Genomic DNA, 16,400 nt, shown 5'->3' on the forward strand with positions numbered 1-16,400 from the left:
GCACCCGGGTGGGCCGGCCGGTGCCCACGGCGTGGTGCGGCGCCGGCATCGGCGCCCGGCACCGGCGGCGCGGTGCGCCGGGGCTGTGCTGCGGTACCGCGTCGGTGTCGCGTCGGTCACAAGGGAACAAGGTCCCCGGCCCCGCCCGTTGACGGGGCAAGAGGGACGAGGCAGAAAGGGCTTCCCCACCGCACCACTGGAGGGCCTGACGTGCACCGCCGGCACAACGGACTGAGGACCGCCGTCCTGCTCGGCGGCCTCTCGGCGCTGATCCTGGTGATCGGAAGCTTCTTCGGCCGCACCGGCTTCATCATCGCCCTGCTGATCGCCCTCGGGACCAACGCCTACGCGTACTGGAACAGCGACAAGCTCGCGCTGCGGGCCATGCGGGCCCGGCCGGTCAGCGAGTTCGAGGCTCCGCAGCTGTACCGGATCGTGCGCGAGCTCTCCACGGCCGCCCGTCAGCCGATGCCCCGCCTCTACATCTCCCCGACCCCGGCGCCCAACGCCTTCGCCACCGGCCGCAACCCGCGCAACGCGGCGGTCTGCTGCACGGAGGGCATCCTGCAGATCCTGGACGAACGGGAGCTGCGGGGCGTGCTCGGCCACGAGCTGAGCCACGTCTACAACCGGGACATCCTGATCTCCTCGGTCGCCGGGGCACTCGCCTCGGTCGTGATGTTCCTGGTGAACTTCGCCTGGCTGATCCCCTTCGGCCGCTCCGACGACGACGACGGGCCGGGGCTGTTCGGGATGCTCGCCATCATGATCCTCGGGCCGCTCGCGGCCGGACTGATCCAGATGGCGGTCAGCCGTTCCCGCGAGTACCAGGCCGACGCCGACGGCGCCCGGATCACCGGTGACCCGCTCGCCCTCGCCGGCGCCCTGCGCAAGCTCGACGCCGGCACCCGTCGGCTCCCCCTCCCGCCCGAGCCGCAGCTCCAGACGGCGAGCCACATGATGATCGCCAGCCCGTTCCGCCCGGGCGAGGCCGGCGCCAGGCTGTTCTCCACCCACCCCCCGATGGCGGAGCGCATCGCCCGCCTGGAGCGGATGGCGGGTCACGGGCGGTAGGCGGTCCGCTGCCCGGGGCGCGCCGCTCGGGCCGTCAGCCGTCAGCCGTCAGCCGTCAGCCGTCAGCCGTCAGCCGTCCGTGGTCCGTCGCCCCGGTTGTCAGCTCGTCGTCTCCTCGTAGGCCAGGCGCAGCCGGTGGATGCCCTCGGCCACCTGGGCGGGGCTCTCGGCGGCGGCGTAGCTGAGGCGCAGGTGGGGGGCCGGGGGTTCGGCGGCGTGGTACGGCCGGCCGGGGGTGATCTGGACGCCGGTGCGCAGGGCGGCCGCGACGAGGGCGCTGTCGTCGGTGCCGTCCGGCAGGCGCAGCCACAGGTGGTAGCCGCCCGGGCGGTGGATGGTGAGGAGTCCGGGCAGCTCGCGGTGCAGGGCGGCGACGGCGGCGGTGCGGCGGTCGCGCAGCTCGGCGCCGAGGGTGCGCAGGTGGCGGGCCCAGGCGGGGTCGGCGACCAGTTCCAGCGTCGCCTCCTGGAGCGGGCGGGGCACGAAGAAGCTGTCCACCACCTGGGTGGCCCGCAGCCGGGCCAGGGCCGGGCCCCGGGCGGTGAGGGCGCCGATCCGCAGGTTGGGCGAGGCGGCCTTGGTCAGCGAGCGCAGGTGCACCACGACGCCGTCCCGGTCGTCGGCGGCGAGCGGGCGCGGTAGTGCCGGGGCGTCCGTGTGGGCCAGCAGCCGGGCGAAGTCGTCCTCGATCACGAACGCCCCGGCCGCGCGGGCGATCCGCAGGACCTCCTCCCGCCGCCGGGGGGAGAGCACCGCGCCGGTGGGGTTCTGGAACAGCGGCTGGCAGACGAAGACCCGGGCCCGGGTGGCGGCGAAGGCGTCCGCCAGCAGGTCGGTGCGGACGCCGTCGGCGTCGATCGGGACGGGTACGGGCCGCAGCCCGGCGGCCCGGACGACCGCCAGGATGCCCGGGTACGTCGGTGACTCCACCAGGACCGCCGAGCCGGGTGCGGCCAGCGAGCGCATGGCGACGGTGAGCCCGCTCTGGCCGCCGGCGGTGATCAGGACGTCCCCGGCGCCGATCGGGCCGCCGTGGCCGCCGATGTCGCGGGCGAACCAGCCGCGCAGTTCGGTGAGGCCGTCGACGGGCGGGCGGTCCCAGGCGCCGGGGCGCCGGCCGGCCCGGGCGAGGGCGGTGGCGAGCAGGCGTTCGGGCAGCAGCGAGGCGTGCGGGTAGCCGCTGTTGAGGTCGATGACGTCGGGCGGCGGCACCCGGAGGGTGGCGAACACCGGGGCGGCGAGCAGGTCGCGCGGGCCGGACTCGGCGCTGAGCGCGATCTCCTGCCAGGAGAGGTCGCCGGTGCGCCCGGGCGGTGCGGCGGGGGCGGTCGGAGCCGCGGCGAAGGCCGCCGCCCGGAAGACCCCGGCGCCGGGCCGGGAGACCACCAGTCCTTCGGCGACGAGCACCGCGATGGCCCGGGAGACCGTCACCGGGCTGACCTGGTGGCGTTCCGTCAGCGCCCGACTGGCGGGCAGCTTCCGTCCCTCCGGGTAGCGCTCGACCTCTCGCCGGAGGATATCGGCGAGTTCGGCCACACTGCTACGCTCATTCATGACGGTACAAGATAGCGCTACTCTTCCTCGGGCGATAGCACCGAAGCAGGCCGCGGCCTCCGGCACCGCCCTCGCCGCCCTCGGGGTGGCCTCCTTCTCGCTCAGCTTCCCGGCCACCGCGTGGTCCCTGACCGGCTTCGGCCCGTGGTCCGTGACCGGCCTGCGCGGTGTCCTGGCCGGGGTGCTGGCGGCGCTCTACCTGCTGGCCGCCGCGGCCCCGCTGCCGAAGCGGCGGCACTGGCCCGCCCTGCTGGTCGTCTCCGGCGGCTGCGTCCTCGGCTTCCCGTTGCTGACCACGCTCGCCCTGCGTACCTCCTCGACCGCCCACTCGGCGGTGGTGATCGGGGTGCTGCCGCTGGCCACGGCGGTGGTCTCGGCCCTGCGGACCGGCCGGCGGCCGTCCCGGGCGTTCTGGGCGGCGGCGCTGGCGGGGGCGGCGGCCGTCCTGGTGTTCACCCTGCTGCAGAGCCACGGCCGGCCGTCCCTCGCCGACCTCTACCTGTTCGTCGGCCTGGTGGTCTGCGCGGCCGGGTACGCGGAGGGCGGGCGGCTCTCCCGGGACCTCCCGGGCGCCCAGGTGATCGCCTGGGCGGTGCTGGCCGCGCTCCCCGTGATGCTGCTGACCTCGGCGTTCGGGCTGGCCACCGAGCCGGTGCGGTTCGGCGCGAAGGCGCTGGTCGGACTGGCGTACGTCGCGGCGGTGTCGCAGTTCGGCGCGTTCGTGCTCTGGTACCGGGGGATGGCCGCCATCGGCGTGCCGAGGGCCAGTCAGCTGCAGCTCGGTCAGCCGCTGCTGACGCTGGTCTGGTCGGTGCTGCTGCTCGGTGAGGACCTGCCGGCCGCCGCACCGGTCACGGCGGCGGTGGTGCTGGTCTGCATCGCCGTGACCCAGCGGGCCCGGGCCTGATCCGGAGGGCGGACGGGACGGCGGACGGGACGGCGGACGGGAGGCCCGGACGCGGCCGACCGTACGCCCCCGAACCCCCGCGCCGACCGCTTCGGAGCAGTCCTGCGCTCGTTAGGATGAAGCCGCGCCCGTCGGTCCGGGCGCGGCATCCGGAGGGAGTGGGCCGTCATGGCAGACGAGAGGCACGCCCCGGCGGCCGGGGACGCGCCGGCCCGACGACGCGGCCAGGGCGAACTGGAGGCGCAGGTGCTGGCGGTGCTCCAGCAGGCGCCCGGCCCGGCCACCGCGGGGTGGGTCCAGGAGCGCCTGGAGGGCGACCTGGCGTACACCACCGTGATGACCATCCTGTCCCGGCTGCACGCCAAGAACGCCGTCTCGCGCTCCCGCTCCGGCCGGTCCTACCTGTGGCAGGCCTCCTCCGACGCCGCCGGGCTGGCGGCGCTGCGGATGCGGCGGATGCTCGACGGGGAGGCGGACCGGGACGCCGTCCTGGCCAGCTTCGTCAGCGCGCTGCTGCCGCACGACGAGGACCTGCTGCGGGCGCTGCTCGACGCGGCCTCCGCCGATCCGACGGCGACCGACCGCGAGAGCTGACCCGTGGGCTTCTTCGTCTTCCTCCCGCTCGTCCTGCCGCTCACCGCGGTTCCGATCGCGCGCCTGACCGAGCAGCACCTGCACCCGCGCGGCGCGGCCCGGCTGATGACCGCGATCAGCGCGGTGATGGCGGTGTGCAGCGTGCTCTGCCTCGGACTGATCGGCGTGGTGGGCACCGCGCAGATCCCCGGCAACCCGCTGCCGGACAGCTGGTCCGACCCGGAGGTGCGGGCCGCGCTGCCCTACCACGAGAGCGTCGGGACGGCCGCGATGTGGCTGCTGGCGCTGGTGGGCCTCGCCTGCGCCCGGACGGTCGTCCGGCACCTGCGGGTGCGCGCCCGGGCCCGGCGGGCGCTGTCCGGGCTGCCCGAAGGACCGGAGACGGTCGGTGACCTCGCGGTGCTGCCGGACCGCAGCCCGTACGCCTACGCGCTGCCGGGCTCGCCCGGGCGGGTGGTGGTCTCCACCGGGATGCTGGACGGTCTGGCGGCGGACGAACGGGAGGCGCTGCTCGCGCACGAGCGGGCCCACCTGCGCCACCGTCACCACCGGTACCTGCTGACCACCCAGCTCGCCGCCTGCGTCAACCCCTTCCTTCGGCCGCTGCAGTCGGCGGTCGCGTACAGCGCGGAGCGGTGGGCGGACGAGGACTCGGCGCAGGCCGTGGGGGACCGCCGGATCACCGCGCGGGCGGTGGCCCGGGCGGCGCTGGTCTCGCACGCGGCCCCGGCGCCCGGCTTCGCGGCCTTCGCCTCCCCGACCTCCCCGGCCGCGGCTGCTGCGGCGGCCGGCCCGGTGCCGCGCAGGGTCGCCGCACTGCTCGGCCCGGTGCCGACCTCCCGCAATTGGCCGCCGGCCAAGACCCCGGCGGGCCTGGCGGCGATGGTCGCCGCCGTCGGCACGGCGGCGTCGGCGCTGTGCGCGCTCAACGCCGCCGTGGCCCTGCTGCTGGTGCTGAAGGCCGTCACCCCGCTGTAGGGCCGGTGCGGGCCGTGCGGGCTGTGCGGGCCGGTGCGGGCCGGTGCGGCTCAGAGCGCCGCGGCCAGTTCGTCGACGGCGGCCTCGGCTGCCGCCAGGGACTCGACGGCGAGCGGCTCCAGGCCGTTCAGCGCGGGGACGTCCGCGGCCCGGGTGAGTTCGGCGGTGACGACGTGCAGGTGCTGCGCGGTGACCCCGAGGTTGCCGAAGTACGCCCGCAGGTACGGGACCTGGAAGTCGACGTGCTCGCGCGGGGTGCCGGGCCCGTAGCCTCCGCCGCGGACGGCGACGACCACCACGCGGGTGTCGCGCAGCAGCCGCTCGCCGGTGCCCGGATCGACGTAGGCGCCGGGGAAGGAGACCCGGTCGATCCACGCCTTGAGGCCGGACGAGACGGTGAGGTTGTACATCGGGCTGCCGAGCAGCAGGGTGTCGGCGGCCCGCAGCTCCTCGATCAGCGGGCGGCTGAGCGCCCACTCGCGCGCCTCGTCCGGGTTCTCGGCCAGCGCGGCGACGTCCTCCGGCGGGAGCGGGCCCTTGCGCTCGGTCCGGCGGCCGAGGGTCTCGTAGGCGGCGCCCACCGCGGGCACCGGGTCGGCGGCGAGGTCGCGGTACCGGAGCCGGGCGGTGTCGCCGTGCCGGGCGCGCCAGGCGGTGGCGAAGCGGTCGGTCAGGGCGCGGCTGACCGAGCCGGTCGGGCTGATGCCGGAGTCCAGGTGGAGCAGCGTGGCGGAGGTCATGGCGGTCTCCTTGTCACCTCGGGGGCGGACGGATCGTCATAGCGGTGACGGGCCGGGCCGAGGAAAGGTGACCGATGGACCGGGACGGGACGACGGGAGCGACCCCCGAGAGCGCAGCCGCGAAGGGGCCGGGCGCGAAGGGGCCGACCGCAGAGGGGCCGACCGCGGAGGGGACGGGCGCCGGCGGGGCGACGCCCGAGGGGACGGCGGCGCGGTTCGAGACCGAGCGCGGGCGGCTGCTGGCGATCGCCCGGCGGATGCTCGGATCGACCGGTGAGGCCGAGGACGCCGTGCAGGAGGCCTGGCTGCGGCTGGTCCGGACCGACCCGGTAGAGATCGACAACCTGCCCGGCTGGCTGACCACCGTGGTCTCCCGGATCTGCCTGGACCTGTTGCGGGCCCGCGCCGCGCGCCGCGAGGAGCCGACCGATGAGGCACTGCCGGACGCGGCGGGCGGCGGCGCGGATCCGGAACGGGAGGCCTTGCTGGTCGAGTCGGTGGGCCGGGCGCTGCTCGTGGTGCTGGACCGGCTGGGCCCGGCCGAGCGGGTCGCCTTCGTACTGCACGACGGCTTCGCGGTGCCCTTCGACCAGATCGCGCCGATCGTCGGACGGACCCCGGTCGCCGCCAAGAAGCTGGCCAGCCGCGCCCGGCAGCGGGTCCGCGGCACGGCCGCGCTGCCCCCGGAGCCGCTGGCCGGGCACCGGCGGGTGGTGGAGGCCTTCCTGGCCGCGGCCCGCGACGGGGACCTGGCCGGGCTGCTGGCCGTCCTGGCCCCGGACGTGGTGCGCCGGGCCGATCCGGCGGCGCTGCCGCCCGGGCGTTCCCCGGTGGCCCGGGGCGCGGCGACGGTCGCCCGGGAGACCACCGTCCTCGGCCGCCGGGCCCGGCACGGTGCGGTGGCCCTGGTGGACGGGGTGCCCGGCATCCTGATCGCGCCGGGCGGGCGGCTGTGGCTGGTGCTGCGGGTGGCGGTGGCGGACGGCCGGGTGGCCGGCTACGAGGTGGTCGCCGACCCGGCCCGGCTCGCCGCCCTCGACCTGGCCGTGCTGCCGGGGTGACCTTCGCCGACCGGGCGCGGTCCGGTCGTCGGACGCGCGCCCGGTCGGCGGATGCGTCCGGTCGTCGACGGGTCGGCCGTCGGACGGGCCGCTCGTCGTACGCGTCGGACGGCGAACGGGTCAGTCGGCGAACGGGTCAGTCGGCGATCCGGACCAGCATCTTCCCGGTGTTGGCGCCGCGCAGCATGCCGAGGAAGGCGTCCACCACGTGCTCGAAGCCGTCCACCACCGTCTCGTCCGGGACGACGGCGCCCGACCGCAGGTGCGGGACGAGGAAGTCGTACAGCTCGGGCCGGGCGTCGAGGTGGTTGCGGACCAGGAAGCCCTCCAGCCGCAGGCTCTTGCCGACCACGTCGTAGAGGTTGCGCGGTGCCGCCGGCGGGGCCTGCGGGTGGTCGTACTGGGCGACGGCGCCGCACCAGGCGATCCGGCCGTGGTCGCGCAGCGCGCCGATGGCGGCCGCCAGGTGGTCGCCGCCGACGTTGTCGAGGTACACGTGCAGCCCCTCGGGGGCGGCCTCGCGCAGGCGCTCCGCGATCGGGGCGTCGTGGTAGTCGAAGGCGGCGTTGAAGCCGAGGTGTTCGGTGAGGTGGGCGGCCTTGGCGGCGGAGCCGGTGCTGCCGACGATCCGTCCGGCACCGAGCAGTCGGGCGAGCTGTCCGGCGGCGGTGCCCACGCCGCCGGCGGCCGCCGAGACGAACAGGGTCTCGCCGGGCTGGAGGCGGGCGATCCGGGTCAGGCCGACCCAGGCGGACAGGCCGGTGCCGCCGAGCACCGACAGGTGGGCGCTGAGCGGGACCCCGGCGAAGTCGGGCAGCAGGCTCGCCCGTTCGGCGGTGACCACCGAGTGGGTCCGCCAGGCCTGGCGGTGGTGGACGAGCGCCCCGACGGGCAGGGCGTCGGCCCGGGACTCCACCACCCGGCCGAGGGTGCGGCCCTCCAGCGGCGCGTGCAGCGCCCAGCCGCCCTCGTCCATCTCCTCGCGCATGTACGGGTCGACGGACTGGTAGAGGTTCTCGACGAGGGCCTCGCCCGCCGCGAGCGCCGGGACGGTCTCCTCGACGAAGGCGAAGTTCGCGGCGGTCGGCGCGCCGTCGGGGCGGGAGACCAGGTGGACGGCGTGGGCGGTGGGGCGGGACATCGGGTGCTCCGGACGGGTGAGGACGGGCGGGACGTGATCACCGTAGGAAGCGGGGGAGCGGCCGGGCAGGGGCCGTGGTCGATGGAACGGCGGCTTCCATGAGCCGGATCGATGGATCGACACGTCCGGGACTAGATTCGGGCGCATGACCGATCTCGCCCCGCACGAGCTGCGGATCCTGGTCGCCGTCGACGAGGAGCGGAGCTTCACGGCGGCTGCCACGCGCCTGGAGACCACCCAGTCCGCCGTCTCGCACGCCGTGCGCGCCTGCGAGCGGAAGCTCGGTGCGGTGCTCTTCGACCGCGGGCGCCACGGCGCACGCCCCACCGATGCCGGCGCCCGGGCCGTGGCGTACGCCCGTCGGATCCTGCGGCTGCTGGACGCGATGGGTCCCGAGGTGCGCGGCGCGGGCGCCGACGGCCCGCTGACCGGCACGCTGCGGATCGCCGCCTTCCGCAGCGCCGCCGCCCATCTGCTGCCGCCCGTCCTGGCCCGGCTCGCCGAGCGGCACCCGGGGCTCGCCACGCACGTCCGGATCGTCCGGGAGATCGGTCGCGGCAGCGCCGGGGAGGTCGCCGACGGCCGCGCCGACCTCGGGCTGGCCACCCTGGACGCCGGCGGTCCGCCGCCCGTCCCGGGCCTGGTCGCGGTACGCCTGTACGAGGAGTCGTACGCGCTCGCGCACCCGCAGGGCCACCCGGCGCCGCGTGAGCTCCCGCTGGTCGACTGGGACGAGAACTGCGGCTCGTACACCCGGGACTGGTGGCAGCGGCAGGACTGGATCCCGCCCGCCACCGTGGACGTGGAGGACGACACGGTGGCCCTCTCGCTGGTCGCCCAGGGCCTCGGCATGGCGATCATGCCCCGGACGGCGCTGCTCGGCGCCCCGCCCGGCCTCGCCGTCGCGGATCTCGGGCCGTGCCCGCCGAGCCGCTCGGTCGGGTACGTCACCACGCCCGAGCTGGCCGGGACGGCCGCCGTCCGGGCGGTGATCCGCGAGCTGCGCGAGGTGCGGTTGCCGGCGGGACTGGCACCTGCCCGGCCTGTGGCGTCGGCTCGGCCCCCGGTCGCGGGCCCGTCCTCGACGCCGACTCAGTCCCCGGCCGCAGGCTCGCCCTCGACGGCCTCCCGGAGCTTGCGGAACTCCCCGGCCAGCGCGTCCAGCGTGTAGTGCGCGTTGAGGCCGCTGGGGTTGGGCAGCACCCACACCTCGGTGTCCCCGATGCCCTCCGGCTGGCGCCCGATGGCGGCCCGCCGGTGCCCGAAGGCCGTCCGGTAGGCGCCGATGCCGAGGACGGCCAGCACCCGCGGGCGCAGCCGCAGCACCCGCTCGCGCAGCGCGGCCCCGCCCTCGCGCAGTTCCTCGGCGCTCAGCTCGTCCGCTTTGGCCGTGGTGCGCGGGGCGACGTTGGTGATGCCCAGGCCGAGTGCGAGCAGCTGCTCCTGCTCGTCCGGCCGGTACTGGCGCCCGGTGAAGCCGGAGCGGTGCAGCGCGGGCCAGAAGCGGTTGCCGGGCCGGGCGAAGTGGTGCCCGGTGGCGCCGGACCACAGGCCCGGGTTGATGCCGCAGAACAGCACCCGCAGCCCCGGCCCGGAGACGTCCGGGATGGTGGCGTCCTCGGCGGCCAGCAGCTGTTCGGCGGTGGGTTTCGTCGGCGGGTGCGGCTTCACCCGGCCAAGTCTGCCGTGCCCTCCGCCGGTGCCGTGCGGCGGCTGCGCAGCCACCGCAGGCCGAACACCACCACGGCCGCGTACGCCCAGCCGACGAAGACGTCGATGATGAAGTGCTCCGCGCCGTAGACCAGGGTGAACGTCATCGCGAGCGGGTAGGCGACCAGGACCGCCCGCAGCCAGGGACGGGCGGTGGGCCAGAGGAAGAACAGCAGCATCGCCGGGTAGGCGGAGTGCAGCGAGGGCATCGCGGCGACGTCGTTGGCGAACTGGCTGCCGTTCTCCAGCAGCGAGTCGGCCTGCGGCAGCCCGCTCACCGAGATCACCTCCCAGACCACCCGGGACACCTGCGGCAGGTTGCCCTGCTGGGCGACCAGCCACGGCGGGTCGGCCGGGTAGAGCAGGTAGGTGGCGAAGCCCGCGAAGGTGAGCGTCAGGTAGCAGGCGAGCAGCTGTCGGAACCGGTGGTGCGCGCGTCGCCAGAGCACCGCGAGCAGCAGGAAGACGACGAAGAAGTGCGACAGGTAGACGCCCACCGCCGCGTAGTCGTACCAGTGCGGTGAGCCGGGGGTGTAGAGGGCGTGCTGGAGCCGGACCGTCCAGGTCTCGCCGAAGCCGAGCACCTCGTCGAAGCGCAGCTGCGGCAGCCAGTGCGGGGCCCACGGGGTGTGCGCGCCGTAGCCGCGCAGCAGGGAGTACGTCCAGACCACGGCCATCACCGGCACCCAGTCGCGCAGGACCAGGACGAAGCCGCGGGGGCCGTGCCCGCTGTGCACGGCGCCGGTGAGCAGGGCGCCGATCAGCCAGAGGAACAGCACGTCATTGGCGGCCGGGATGCCCTCGTCGCTCAGGAACCAGAGGAGGCCGGTGAGGTAGAGCGGCCAGGCCAGGAAGCGGAGTCTCGACCAGCCCGTCACGCGGGGGCGGGGTCGAGGCACCGGGCGCGGTCGCCCGGCCCGCGCGCGGGGCGGGGCCGGGGGGAGGGTCTTGGTCATGCGCACCGAAACTAGCAATCGAAACTTGGAGGACTCTGGATGAAATATGACCAGATCGTAAGAACGTCAGATCCGGTCGGCGCCGTTGTCGGCGTCGTCCTGGGCATCGCGTTCACGCCACGATGCCCAGCTCGTGCGGGGTGTTGTTGAAACGGCGGCCGCCGGCCGCGGTGACGGTGACGATGTCCTCGATCCGCACCCCGAACCGGCCGGGCAGGTAGATCCCGGGCTCGATCGAGAAGCACATCCCGGGCACCAGCGGCCGTTCCTCACCCTCGACCAGGTACGGCGGTTCGTGCGTGGTGGTGCCGATGCCGTGGCCGGTGCGGTGGATGAAGTGCTCACCGTAGCCGCCCTCGGTGATCACCCGCCGGGCGATCCGGTCGATCTCCTGGCAGCCGACACCGGGACGGACCGCGTCGAAGGCGGTCTGCTGGGCGCGCCGGACCAGCTCGTGCACCTTCCGCACCTCGGTCGGGACGTCCGTACCGACGTGCACCGTCCGTGTGGTGTCGGAGCCGTAGCCGTCCTTGAGACCGCCGAAGTCCAGCACCACGGTGTCACCCGTTCGGATGACCCGGTCACCGGCCTCGTGGTGCGGATCGGCGCCGTTGGGGCCGGAACCCACCACGGTGAAGTCCACCTGGCTGTGGCCGTACTGGATGAGCAGCGCGCCGAGGTCGGCGGCCACGTCGGTCTCCCGGCGGCCGGCGAAGTCGACTTCCAGGATCCCGCGGTAGGCGGCGTCCGCGGCGCCGCCGGCCGCGGCCAGGCGGTCCAGCTCCTCGTCGTCCTTGACCGCGCGCAGCATCGGCAGGGTCTCGGTGAGCGAGGTGAACGAGGCGCCGGGCAGCGCCGCCTGGAAACCGAGCAGGTGCATCGCCCAGGCGTTGTCGGAGACGCCGTAGCGCCCGGCCGGATCGAGCAGCGGGCCGGCGGTGGCGAACGGGTCCTCGCCGTCGGACCAGTCGAGCAGCCGGACGGCCCGGGCACCGACCGCCTTCTCGGCGTCCGGGCGCTCCAACCTCGGGACGACCAGGACGGGTTCGCGCCCGGCGGTGAGGACGAGGGCGGTCAGCCGCTCGGTGATCGCGGTGGGCGTGTAGCCGCACAGGTAGGAGAGGTCGGGGCCGGGGGCGACGACCAGGCCGGCCAGCCCGGCGGCGGCCGCCTCGGCGGCGGCCCGGGTCATCCGGGCGGTGTGGTCCTCGACGGTGAAGGGTCGGGGCACGGCGGTTCCTCCTCGGGGGCGGACGGGCGCTGCTGGGACTCCATCGTCCTCGAATTCCCTCAGCGCCTCCCGGAGTCGGCGAAGTGCCGGAGGAACAGCGCCCCGACGTGGGCCATGTGCGCGATCTCGTCCGGGTCGACGCTCTCGTTCGGCGCGTGGATCAGGCAGCGCGGCTCCTCGACGCCCATCAGGATGATCTCCGCGTCGGGGTAGGTGGTGGCGAGGACGTCGCAGAGCGGGATCGAGCCGCCCTGGCCCAGAAAGGAGACCGGTGCGCCGTAGACCTCCCGCATCGCCCGGTCGAGCGCGGCGTACGCGGGCCCGCCGGTGGCGGCCCGGAACGGCGATCCGGCGCCCTCCCGTTCGACGTCCACCAGCACGCCCCACGGCGCGGCGGCCTCCAGGTGCGCGACCAGCGCGTCCTGGGCGGCGCGGGCCCCGGTGCCGGGCGGCACCCGCAGGCTCACCCGGGCCCGGGCGGCGGCCGGGACGGCGGCGGCCGAGCCGACCACGGGCGGGCAGTCGATGCCGAGCACGGTGACGGAGGGGCGGGCCCAGAGCCGGTCGGCGACCGTGCCGGAGCCGGTCAGCCGGACGCCGTCCAGGACACCGGCGTCGGTGCGGAAGGCGCTCTCGTCGTAGCCGACGCCGCTCCACGTCCCGCCGTGGTCCAGTCCGTCGATCCGGGTGCCGCCGTCGGCGTCGCGCAGCGAGTCGAGCATCCGGATCAGCGCGGCGAGGGCGTCCGGGGCCGGGCCGCCGAACATGCCGGAGTGCAGGTCGCCCGCGAGCGTCCGGACGGTGACCACCACCTCGGTGACCCCGCGCAGCGAGGTGGTGGCGGTCGGGACGCCGACGGCCGCGTTGCCGGTGTCGCAGATCAGCAGGGCGTCCGCGTGCAACTCCCCGGCGTGCGGCGGCAGGTACCGCTCCAGACCGCCGGTGCCCTGCTCCTCGGAGCCCTCGACCACCAGCTTGAGGCCGACCGGCACGTCCCCGTCGAGCGCGCGCAGCGCGGTGAGCTGCATGACGATGTTGCCCTTGCAGTCGGCGGCGCCGCGCCCGTACCAGCGGCCGTCGCGCTCGGTCAGCTCGAACGGCGGTGAGTCCCAGGCGGCTTCGTCCAGCGGGGGCTGGACGTCGTAGTGGCTGTAGAGCAGCACGGTCGGGGCGCCGGGCGGCGGCGGGCGGTGGCCGATCACGGCGAGACTGCCGTCCGGGGTCTCCTCCAGGTGGACGTCGCGCAGGCCTGCCTCGGTGAAGGTGGCGGCGACCCACTCGGCGGCCTGGCGGCACTTCTCCGGCGGGTACTGCCGGGGGTCGGCGACCGACGGGATGGCCACCAGCTCGGCCAGGTCATCCCGCGCGCGGGGCATCAACCCGGCGATCCGGCGCGCGAGTTCGTCGCTGTCGTCGCTGCTCGGGCCGGTGTGCGCGGTGTTGCTCATGCGGAGGCTCCCTGGGGTCGGGCTGCGGGCGGTGTCGCCTGTCGGGTCCGGTCCCGCACCGGGTCGCCGCGGGGCCGCGCGGTCCGTACGCCCGCTGCGCCGCCGGTCCGGCGACCGTGGCCGTGCCCGTGGTCCTGTCGGTGTCCGTTGCCGTGCCCCTGGTCGTGTCCGGAGAGCGCCGACCCGGCTTGCGCGGCGGGCGGAAGAGGTGCGCGAGCGGGCCGGGCACCGGCGGACCGCCGCCCGCGATCCCCGCGGTCGTCGAACCCGACCGGCGGGACGGGGCGGAGGAGGGCGCGGGCCAGGCCGGGGACCGCCGCGGCGGGGGCGGAGCGCAGACCGGCCACCGAAGCGGCCACAGAAGCGGCCACTGAAGCGGCCACCGAAGCGGTCGCCGCGAGCGCGAGCAGCACCCAGGACGTCGCGTCCGTGGAACTCATCCGATCCTCCTCCGGTACGGCCCCGCTCGACTGCGCTCGACTGCGGGTGGAAGCGGCCGCCCACGCCGGGCCGCGGCAGACTGCGGCCGTCGTCGGTCGTCGGTCGTCGGTCGTCGGTCGTCGTCGGCCGGTGGCGGTAGGCGTCGGCCGATGGCGCGGGAGCCGGGGGAAGGGCCCCGTGGCGGGCCGTACCCGGCCAGTCCATCCGGATGCCGGGGCCGCCGCATGCGGCACGCGCCCGAGCGGGTGACCGGCCGCGGGCGTCGGCGCGTTCGGCGCCGCGGCCCGGTGCTTGACGGTGCTCAGTCTGCTCTACGGTCTCCGACCGGGCACGGAATCATAAATTCCGGGCCGACTGTCGGTGCGGTGGGACACCATGACCGGCATGTCCTACGAACTCCAGGCGCTGATAGGAACATTGGAGCTGCTCAGGGTGGCAGCGGCGGAGGTTCCGGCGGCCCGGGTGGTGGCGTTGGCGCAGGGGATGGCGCTGATACCGGTCACCTCCGGGGTCCTCGCCGCGCTCCAGGGCGACGGCAGCGTGCTGAAGCCCGTCGGCGGATCCGGATTCGGCTGGCACTCCGACGGCTTCGAACTCCGGCTGGCCGCCTGGTCGAAGGCCGGCCCGATCGCCTGCGTCGAGGCCGAGTACTACGGCGGCAGCGGCACCCAGCGCGCCGTGGTCTGGGAGAACGGCCGGATCGTCCTCGGCCCGCTCGCCATCGGCGAGTTCGAGCCCGCACCGGCCGACACACCGATCTCCCAAGCCCTTCGGCGGCTCGGCGTGCGCACCGAGGAGGGCCGGGTGGACGAGTTCGACTCGGTCGGCCTGGGGGCGTACCGCAGCACCGGAGGGTGGGCCGGGATCGACTGAGCCGTCACGCACCGTTCGGCGTAGGCGCGGTGGCCGCGTCCCGAGGACTGCCCGACCGTGTGATCAGGCGATCTCGCCTGATCCACAGCGAGAGGAAGCAGTACCCATGCGTGCCACCCGGATGGCCGTCGTGCTGACCGCAGCGTTCGCGCTGACCACTGTCGCCACGTCGTCCGCCACCGCCGCCGGCAACGGAGCCGCGGCCACCCGTACCACCGTTCCCGGCGCGGCCGTGCCCGCCGTGCCCGGTCTGTCCGCCGTGCCGGGCCTGTTCGGCCTGTCCGCGCTGTCCGTCGCCCCCGTGACGGTCCCGGCCCTGCCGAGCACCCTCCCGGCCTCCGAACCGGCGGCCCCGGCCACGTCGGCCCTCCCCGCCAAGTCCGCGCTCCCCGACACGTCGAGCCTCCCGGCCCTCCCCGCGACACCGGACCCGAGCGCGGCGCTCGGGGCGGTGGACGACATCGTCAAGCTGGTCACCGACCTGCTCTCGACGGTGACCTCCGCCGTTCCCGACCTCGGAGCCCTCCAGCAGCTCATCGCTGCTCTCCAGGCCGCCCTGCAGGGCCTGATCGGGCAGCTCCCGGCCCTCCCGTCGCTGCCCGCCCCGGCGCCGTCCAGGCTCCCCGACACCGCCACCCCGCCCTCCGCGGCCACCGTGCAGCAGCAGCTCGACGCCCTCCGGGCCCGGGCCCAGGCACTGACCGCGGCGGCCCGTACCCACCCCGCCGCCGGCTGACTCCGGCGACGCGAACGGCCCCGCTCCCGAACCCGGGAGCGGGGCCGTACCGTTCGTCCCGCCGGCCGGAGGCCGACGGCGGACCACGACCGGGCGTGGTCCGTGGTCAGGCGTGGTCCGCGATCAGCGGTAGTTCACGTACTGGATCGCGAAGTCCAGGTCCTTGCCCTTGAGCAGGGCCTGCACGGCCTGGAGGTCGTCGCGGCTCTTCGAGCTGACGCGCAGCTCGTCGCCCTGGACCTGAGCCTTGACGCCCTTCGGGCCCTCGTCACGGATGATCTTCGCGACCTTCTTCGCGTCCTCCGTGGTGATGCCCTCCTTGACGTTGGCGAAGATCTTGTACTCCTTGCCGGAGAGCTGCGGCTCGGCGGCGTCCAGAGCCTTCAGCGACAGGCCGCGCTTGACGAACTTCGTCTGCAGCACGTCGAGGATGGCGCGCACGCGCTCCTCGCCGTTGGCCTTCATCTCGATCTTTTCGCCGGAGCGGCTGATCTCGCCGCCCACGCCCTTGAAGTCGAAGCGCGTCGCGATCTCACGGGAGGTCTGGTTGATCGCGTTGTCGACCTCCTGCCACTCGACCTTCGAGACGATGTCGAAACTGGAGTCGGCCATGGGTGTTGGTCTCCTTGATGCTCTGGCTTCACTGACACGGCCCGCCCCACCGGGCGCCCGCCGCCCCAGCCTATCCAGCGCCACCCCGCCCTCGCCCGCGACGACTGCCCGGTGTTCCTTGATCGTCGGGTGATCCACCGAGTGGCGAAGCACCCCCCGGCATCGGGTATGGTTTACCAAGTCGAACGGGGCGAACACCCCGGACGACGAACATCCTGGCTGGTTGCCCGAGCGGCCAAAGGGAGCAGACTGTAAATCTGTCGCGCAAGCTACGCAGGTTCGAACCCTGCACCAGCCACAGGATAGAAAACAGCCCCTGATCTGCGGAAACGCAGATCAGGGGC

At 75.0% G+C, this 16,400-nt stretch carries 16 protein-coding genes and 1 tRNA gene; 9 read left to right on the forward strand and 8 right to left on the reverse strand.

What is annotated here, in order from left to right:
- Positions 1–210 precede the first annotated feature (210 nt).
- On the forward strand, positions 211–1,074 hold the full coding sequence (gene htpX / locus ACIRST_RS25000; RefSeq protein ID WP_350521541.1) for a zinc metalloprotease HtpX: 864 nt from the start codon (positions 211–213) through the stop codon (positions 1,072–1,074).
- A gap of 99 nt (positions 1,075–1,173) precedes the next feature.
- Here htpX and ACIRST_RS25005 read toward each other — a convergent pair whose 3' ends face one another.
- On the reverse strand, positions 1,174–2,628 hold the full coding sequence (locus ACIRST_RS25005; protein WP_402804416.1) for a PLP-dependent aminotransferase family protein: 1,455 nt from the start codon (positions 2,626–2,628) through the stop codon (positions 1,174–1,176).
- Here ACIRST_RS25005 and ACIRST_RS25010 point away from each other — a divergent pair.
- The 3 genes from ACIRST_RS25010 (at position 2,627) to ACIRST_RS25020 (ending at position 5,107) form a co-directional block, all read left to right on the forward strand.
- The gene (locus ACIRST_RS25010; protein ID WP_402804418.1) at positions 2,627–3,535 is read left to right on the forward strand and encodes a DMT family transporter; all 909 of its coding nucleotides are present in this window, start codon (positions 2,627–2,629) and stop codon (positions 3,533–3,535) included. The genes ACIRST_RS25005 and ACIRST_RS25010 overlap by 2 nt on opposite strands.
- A 168-nt stretch (positions 3,536–3,703) precedes the next feature.
- Positions 3,704–4,129, forward strand: a complete 426-nt coding sequence (locus ACIRST_RS25015) for a BlaI/MecI/CopY family transcriptional regulator (RefSeq protein ID WP_350521538.1) — start codon at positions 3,704–3,706, stop codon at positions 4,127–4,129.
- Between the two features lie 3 nt (positions 4,130–4,132).
- Positions 4,133–5,107 carry a M48 family metalloprotease gene (locus ACIRST_RS25020; RefSeq protein ID WP_402804420.1) on the forward strand — a complete coding sequence of 325 codons (975 nt, stop codon included), beginning with the start codon at positions 4,133–4,135 and terminating at the stop codon, positions 5,105–5,107.
- 50 nt (positions 5,108–5,157) lie between these two features.
- Here the strand turns inward: ACIRST_RS25020 and ACIRST_RS25025 are convergent, their stop codons facing one another.
- Positions 5,158–5,847 carry an NAD(P)H-dependent oxidoreductase gene (locus ACIRST_RS25025; protein ID WP_350521536.1) on the reverse strand — a complete coding sequence of 230 codons (690 nt, stop codon included), beginning with the start codon at positions 5,845–5,847 and terminating at the stop codon, positions 5,158–5,160.
- A gap of 74 nt (positions 5,848–5,921) precedes the next feature.
- Between ACIRST_RS25025 and ACIRST_RS25030 the strand changes: the two genes are divergently transcribed.
- Positions 5,922–6,908 carry a sigma-70 family RNA polymerase sigma factor gene (locus ACIRST_RS25030; protein WP_402804422.1) on the forward strand — a complete coding sequence of 329 codons (987 nt, stop codon included), beginning with the start codon at positions 5,922–5,924 and terminating at the stop codon, positions 6,906–6,908.
- 136 nt (positions 6,909–7,044) lie between these two features.
- On the opposite strand, the gene ACIRST_RS25035 is transcribed toward ACIRST_RS25030, so the two are convergent.
- Entirely contained in the window at positions 7,045–8,049 is a 1,005-nt protein-coding gene (locus ACIRST_RS25035; RefSeq protein ID WP_402804423.1) for an NADP-dependent oxidoreductase, read from the reverse strand.
- A gap of 145 nt (positions 8,050–8,194) precedes the next feature.
- Here ACIRST_RS25035 and ACIRST_RS25040 point away from each other — a divergent pair, with 145 nt between their 5' ends.
- Positions 8,195–9,220: a LysR family transcriptional regulator gene (locus tag ACIRST_RS25040; RefSeq protein ID WP_402804425.1), complete on the forward strand. Its 1,026-nt coding sequence runs from the start codon at positions 8,195–8,197 to the stop codon at positions 9,218–9,220.
- Here ACIRST_RS25040 and mug read toward each other — a convergent pair.
- The 4 genes from mug to ACIRST_RS25060 form a co-directional block, all read right to left on the reverse strand.
- Positions 9,142–9,720, reverse strand: a complete 579-nt coding sequence (gene mug / locus ACIRST_RS25045; protein WP_402804426.1) for a G/U mismatch-specific DNA glycosylase — start codon at positions 9,718–9,720, stop codon at positions 9,142–9,144. The two genes, ACIRST_RS25040 and mug, sit on opposite strands and share 79 nt — an antisense overlap.
- Complete coding sequence (locus tag ACIRST_RS25050) at positions 9,717–10,637, reverse strand: phosphatase PAP2 family protein (RefSeq protein WP_402804428.1); 921 nt, start codon at positions 10,635–10,637, stop codon at positions 9,717–9,719. Before ACIRST_RS25050 ends, mug begins: the two co-directional genes overlap by 4 nt.
- A 190-nt stretch (positions 10,638–10,827) precedes the next feature.
- On the reverse strand, positions 10,828–11,907 hold the full coding sequence (locus tag ACIRST_RS25055; RefSeq protein WP_402804435.1) for an aminopeptidase P family protein: 1,080 nt from the start codon (positions 11,905–11,907) through the stop codon (positions 10,828–10,830).
- Between the two features lie 98 nt (positions 11,908–12,005).
- Positions 12,006–13,394, reverse strand: coding sequence for a dipeptidase (locus ACIRST_RS25060; protein WP_402804429.1), 1,389 nt, complete (start codon positions 13,392–13,394; stop codon positions 12,006–12,008).
- An 825-nt stretch (positions 13,395–14,219) separates the two neighbouring features.
- On the opposite strand from ACIRST_RS25060, the gene ACIRST_RS25065 reads away from it, so the two are divergent.
- Together ACIRST_RS25065 and ACIRST_RS25070 are read left to right on the forward strand one after the other, a co-directional pair.
- A complete protein-coding gene (locus tag ACIRST_RS25065) occupies positions 14,220–14,708 on the forward strand; it encodes a hypothetical protein (RefSeq protein WP_396549101.1) in 489 nt (162 codons plus the stop codon).
- Between the two features lie 106 nt (positions 14,709–14,814).
- A complete protein-coding gene (locus tag ACIRST_RS25070; RefSeq protein WP_402804431.1) occupies positions 14,815–15,444 on the forward strand; it encodes a hypothetical protein in 630 nt (209 codons plus the stop codon).
- A 123-nt stretch (positions 15,445–15,567) separates the two neighbouring features.
- Here the strand turns inward: ACIRST_RS25070 and ACIRST_RS25075 are convergent, their stop codons facing one another.
- Positions 15,568–16,056 (reverse strand): YajQ family cyclic di-GMP-binding protein, encoded by a 489-nt coding sequence (locus ACIRST_RS25075; protein WP_350521529.1) that lies wholly within the window; start codon positions 16,054–16,056, stop codon positions 15,568–15,570.
- Between the two features lie 217 nt (positions 16,057–16,273).
- Here ACIRST_RS25075 and ACIRST_RS25080 point away from each other — a divergent pair.
- Positions 16,274–16,354, forward strand: a tRNA-Tyr gene (locus tag ACIRST_RS25080).
- Positions 16,355–16,400 lie beyond the last annotated feature (46 nt).

Source organism: Kitasatospora sp. NPDC101447, from assembly GCF_044767225.1.
Classification (GTDB): domain Bacteria; phylum Actinomycetota; class Actinomycetes; order Streptomycetales; family Streptomycetaceae; genus Kitasatospora.

What these genes read in the sequence shown, in the direction of transcription:
- ACIRST_RS25030 (WP_402804422.1), top strand. Translation starts at nt 5,922, where the DNA reads ATGGACCGGGACGGGACGACGGGAGCGACCCCCGAGAGCGCAGCCGCG.
- ACIRST_RS25065 (WP_396549101.1), top strand. Translation starts at nt 14,220, where the DNA reads ATGTCCTACGAACTCCAGGCGCTGATAGGAACATTGGAGCTGCTCAGG.
- ACIRST_RS25055 (WP_402804435.1), bottom strand. Translation starts at nt 11,907, where the DNA reads ATGACCCGGGCCGCCGCCGAGGCGGCCGCCGCCGGGCTGGCCGGCCTG.
- ACIRST_RS25040 (WP_402804425.1), top strand. Translation starts at nt 8,195, where the DNA reads ATGACCGATCTCGCCCCGCACGAGCTGCGGATCCTGGTCGCCGTCGAC.
- ACIRST_RS25075 (WP_350521529.1), bottom strand. Translation starts at nt 16,056, where the DNA reads ATGGCCGACTCCAGTTTCGACATCGTCTCGAAGGTCGAGTGGCAGGAG.
- ACIRST_RS25035 (WP_402804423.1), bottom strand. Translation starts at nt 8,049, where the DNA reads ATGTCCCGCCCCACCGCCCACGCCGTCCACCTGGTCTCCCGCCCCGAC.
- ACIRST_RS25070 (WP_402804431.1), top strand. Translation starts at nt 14,815, where the DNA reads ATGCGTGCCACCCGGATGGCCGTCGTGCTGACCGCAGCGTTCGCGCTG.
- ACIRST_RS25010 (WP_402804418.1), top strand. Translation starts at nt 2,627, where the DNA reads ATGACGGTACAAGATAGCGCTACTCTTCCTCGGGCGATAGCACCGAAG.
- ACIRST_RS25025 (WP_350521536.1), bottom strand. Translation starts at nt 5,847, where the DNA reads ATGACCTCCGCCACGCTGCTCCACCTGGACTCCGGCATCAGCCCGACC.
- ACIRST_RS25005 (WP_402804416.1), bottom strand. Translation starts at nt 2,628, where the DNA reads ATGAATGAGCGTAGCAGTGTGGCCGAACTCGCCGATATCCTCCGGCGA.
- ACIRST_RS25015 (WP_350521538.1), top strand. Translation starts at nt 3,704, where the DNA reads ATGGCAGACGAGAGGCACGCCCCGGCGGCCGGGGACGCGCCGGCCCGA.
- ACIRST_RS25060 (WP_402804429.1), bottom strand. Translation starts at nt 13,394, where the DNA reads ATGAGCAACACCGCGCACACCGGCCCGAGCAGCGACGACAGCGACGAA.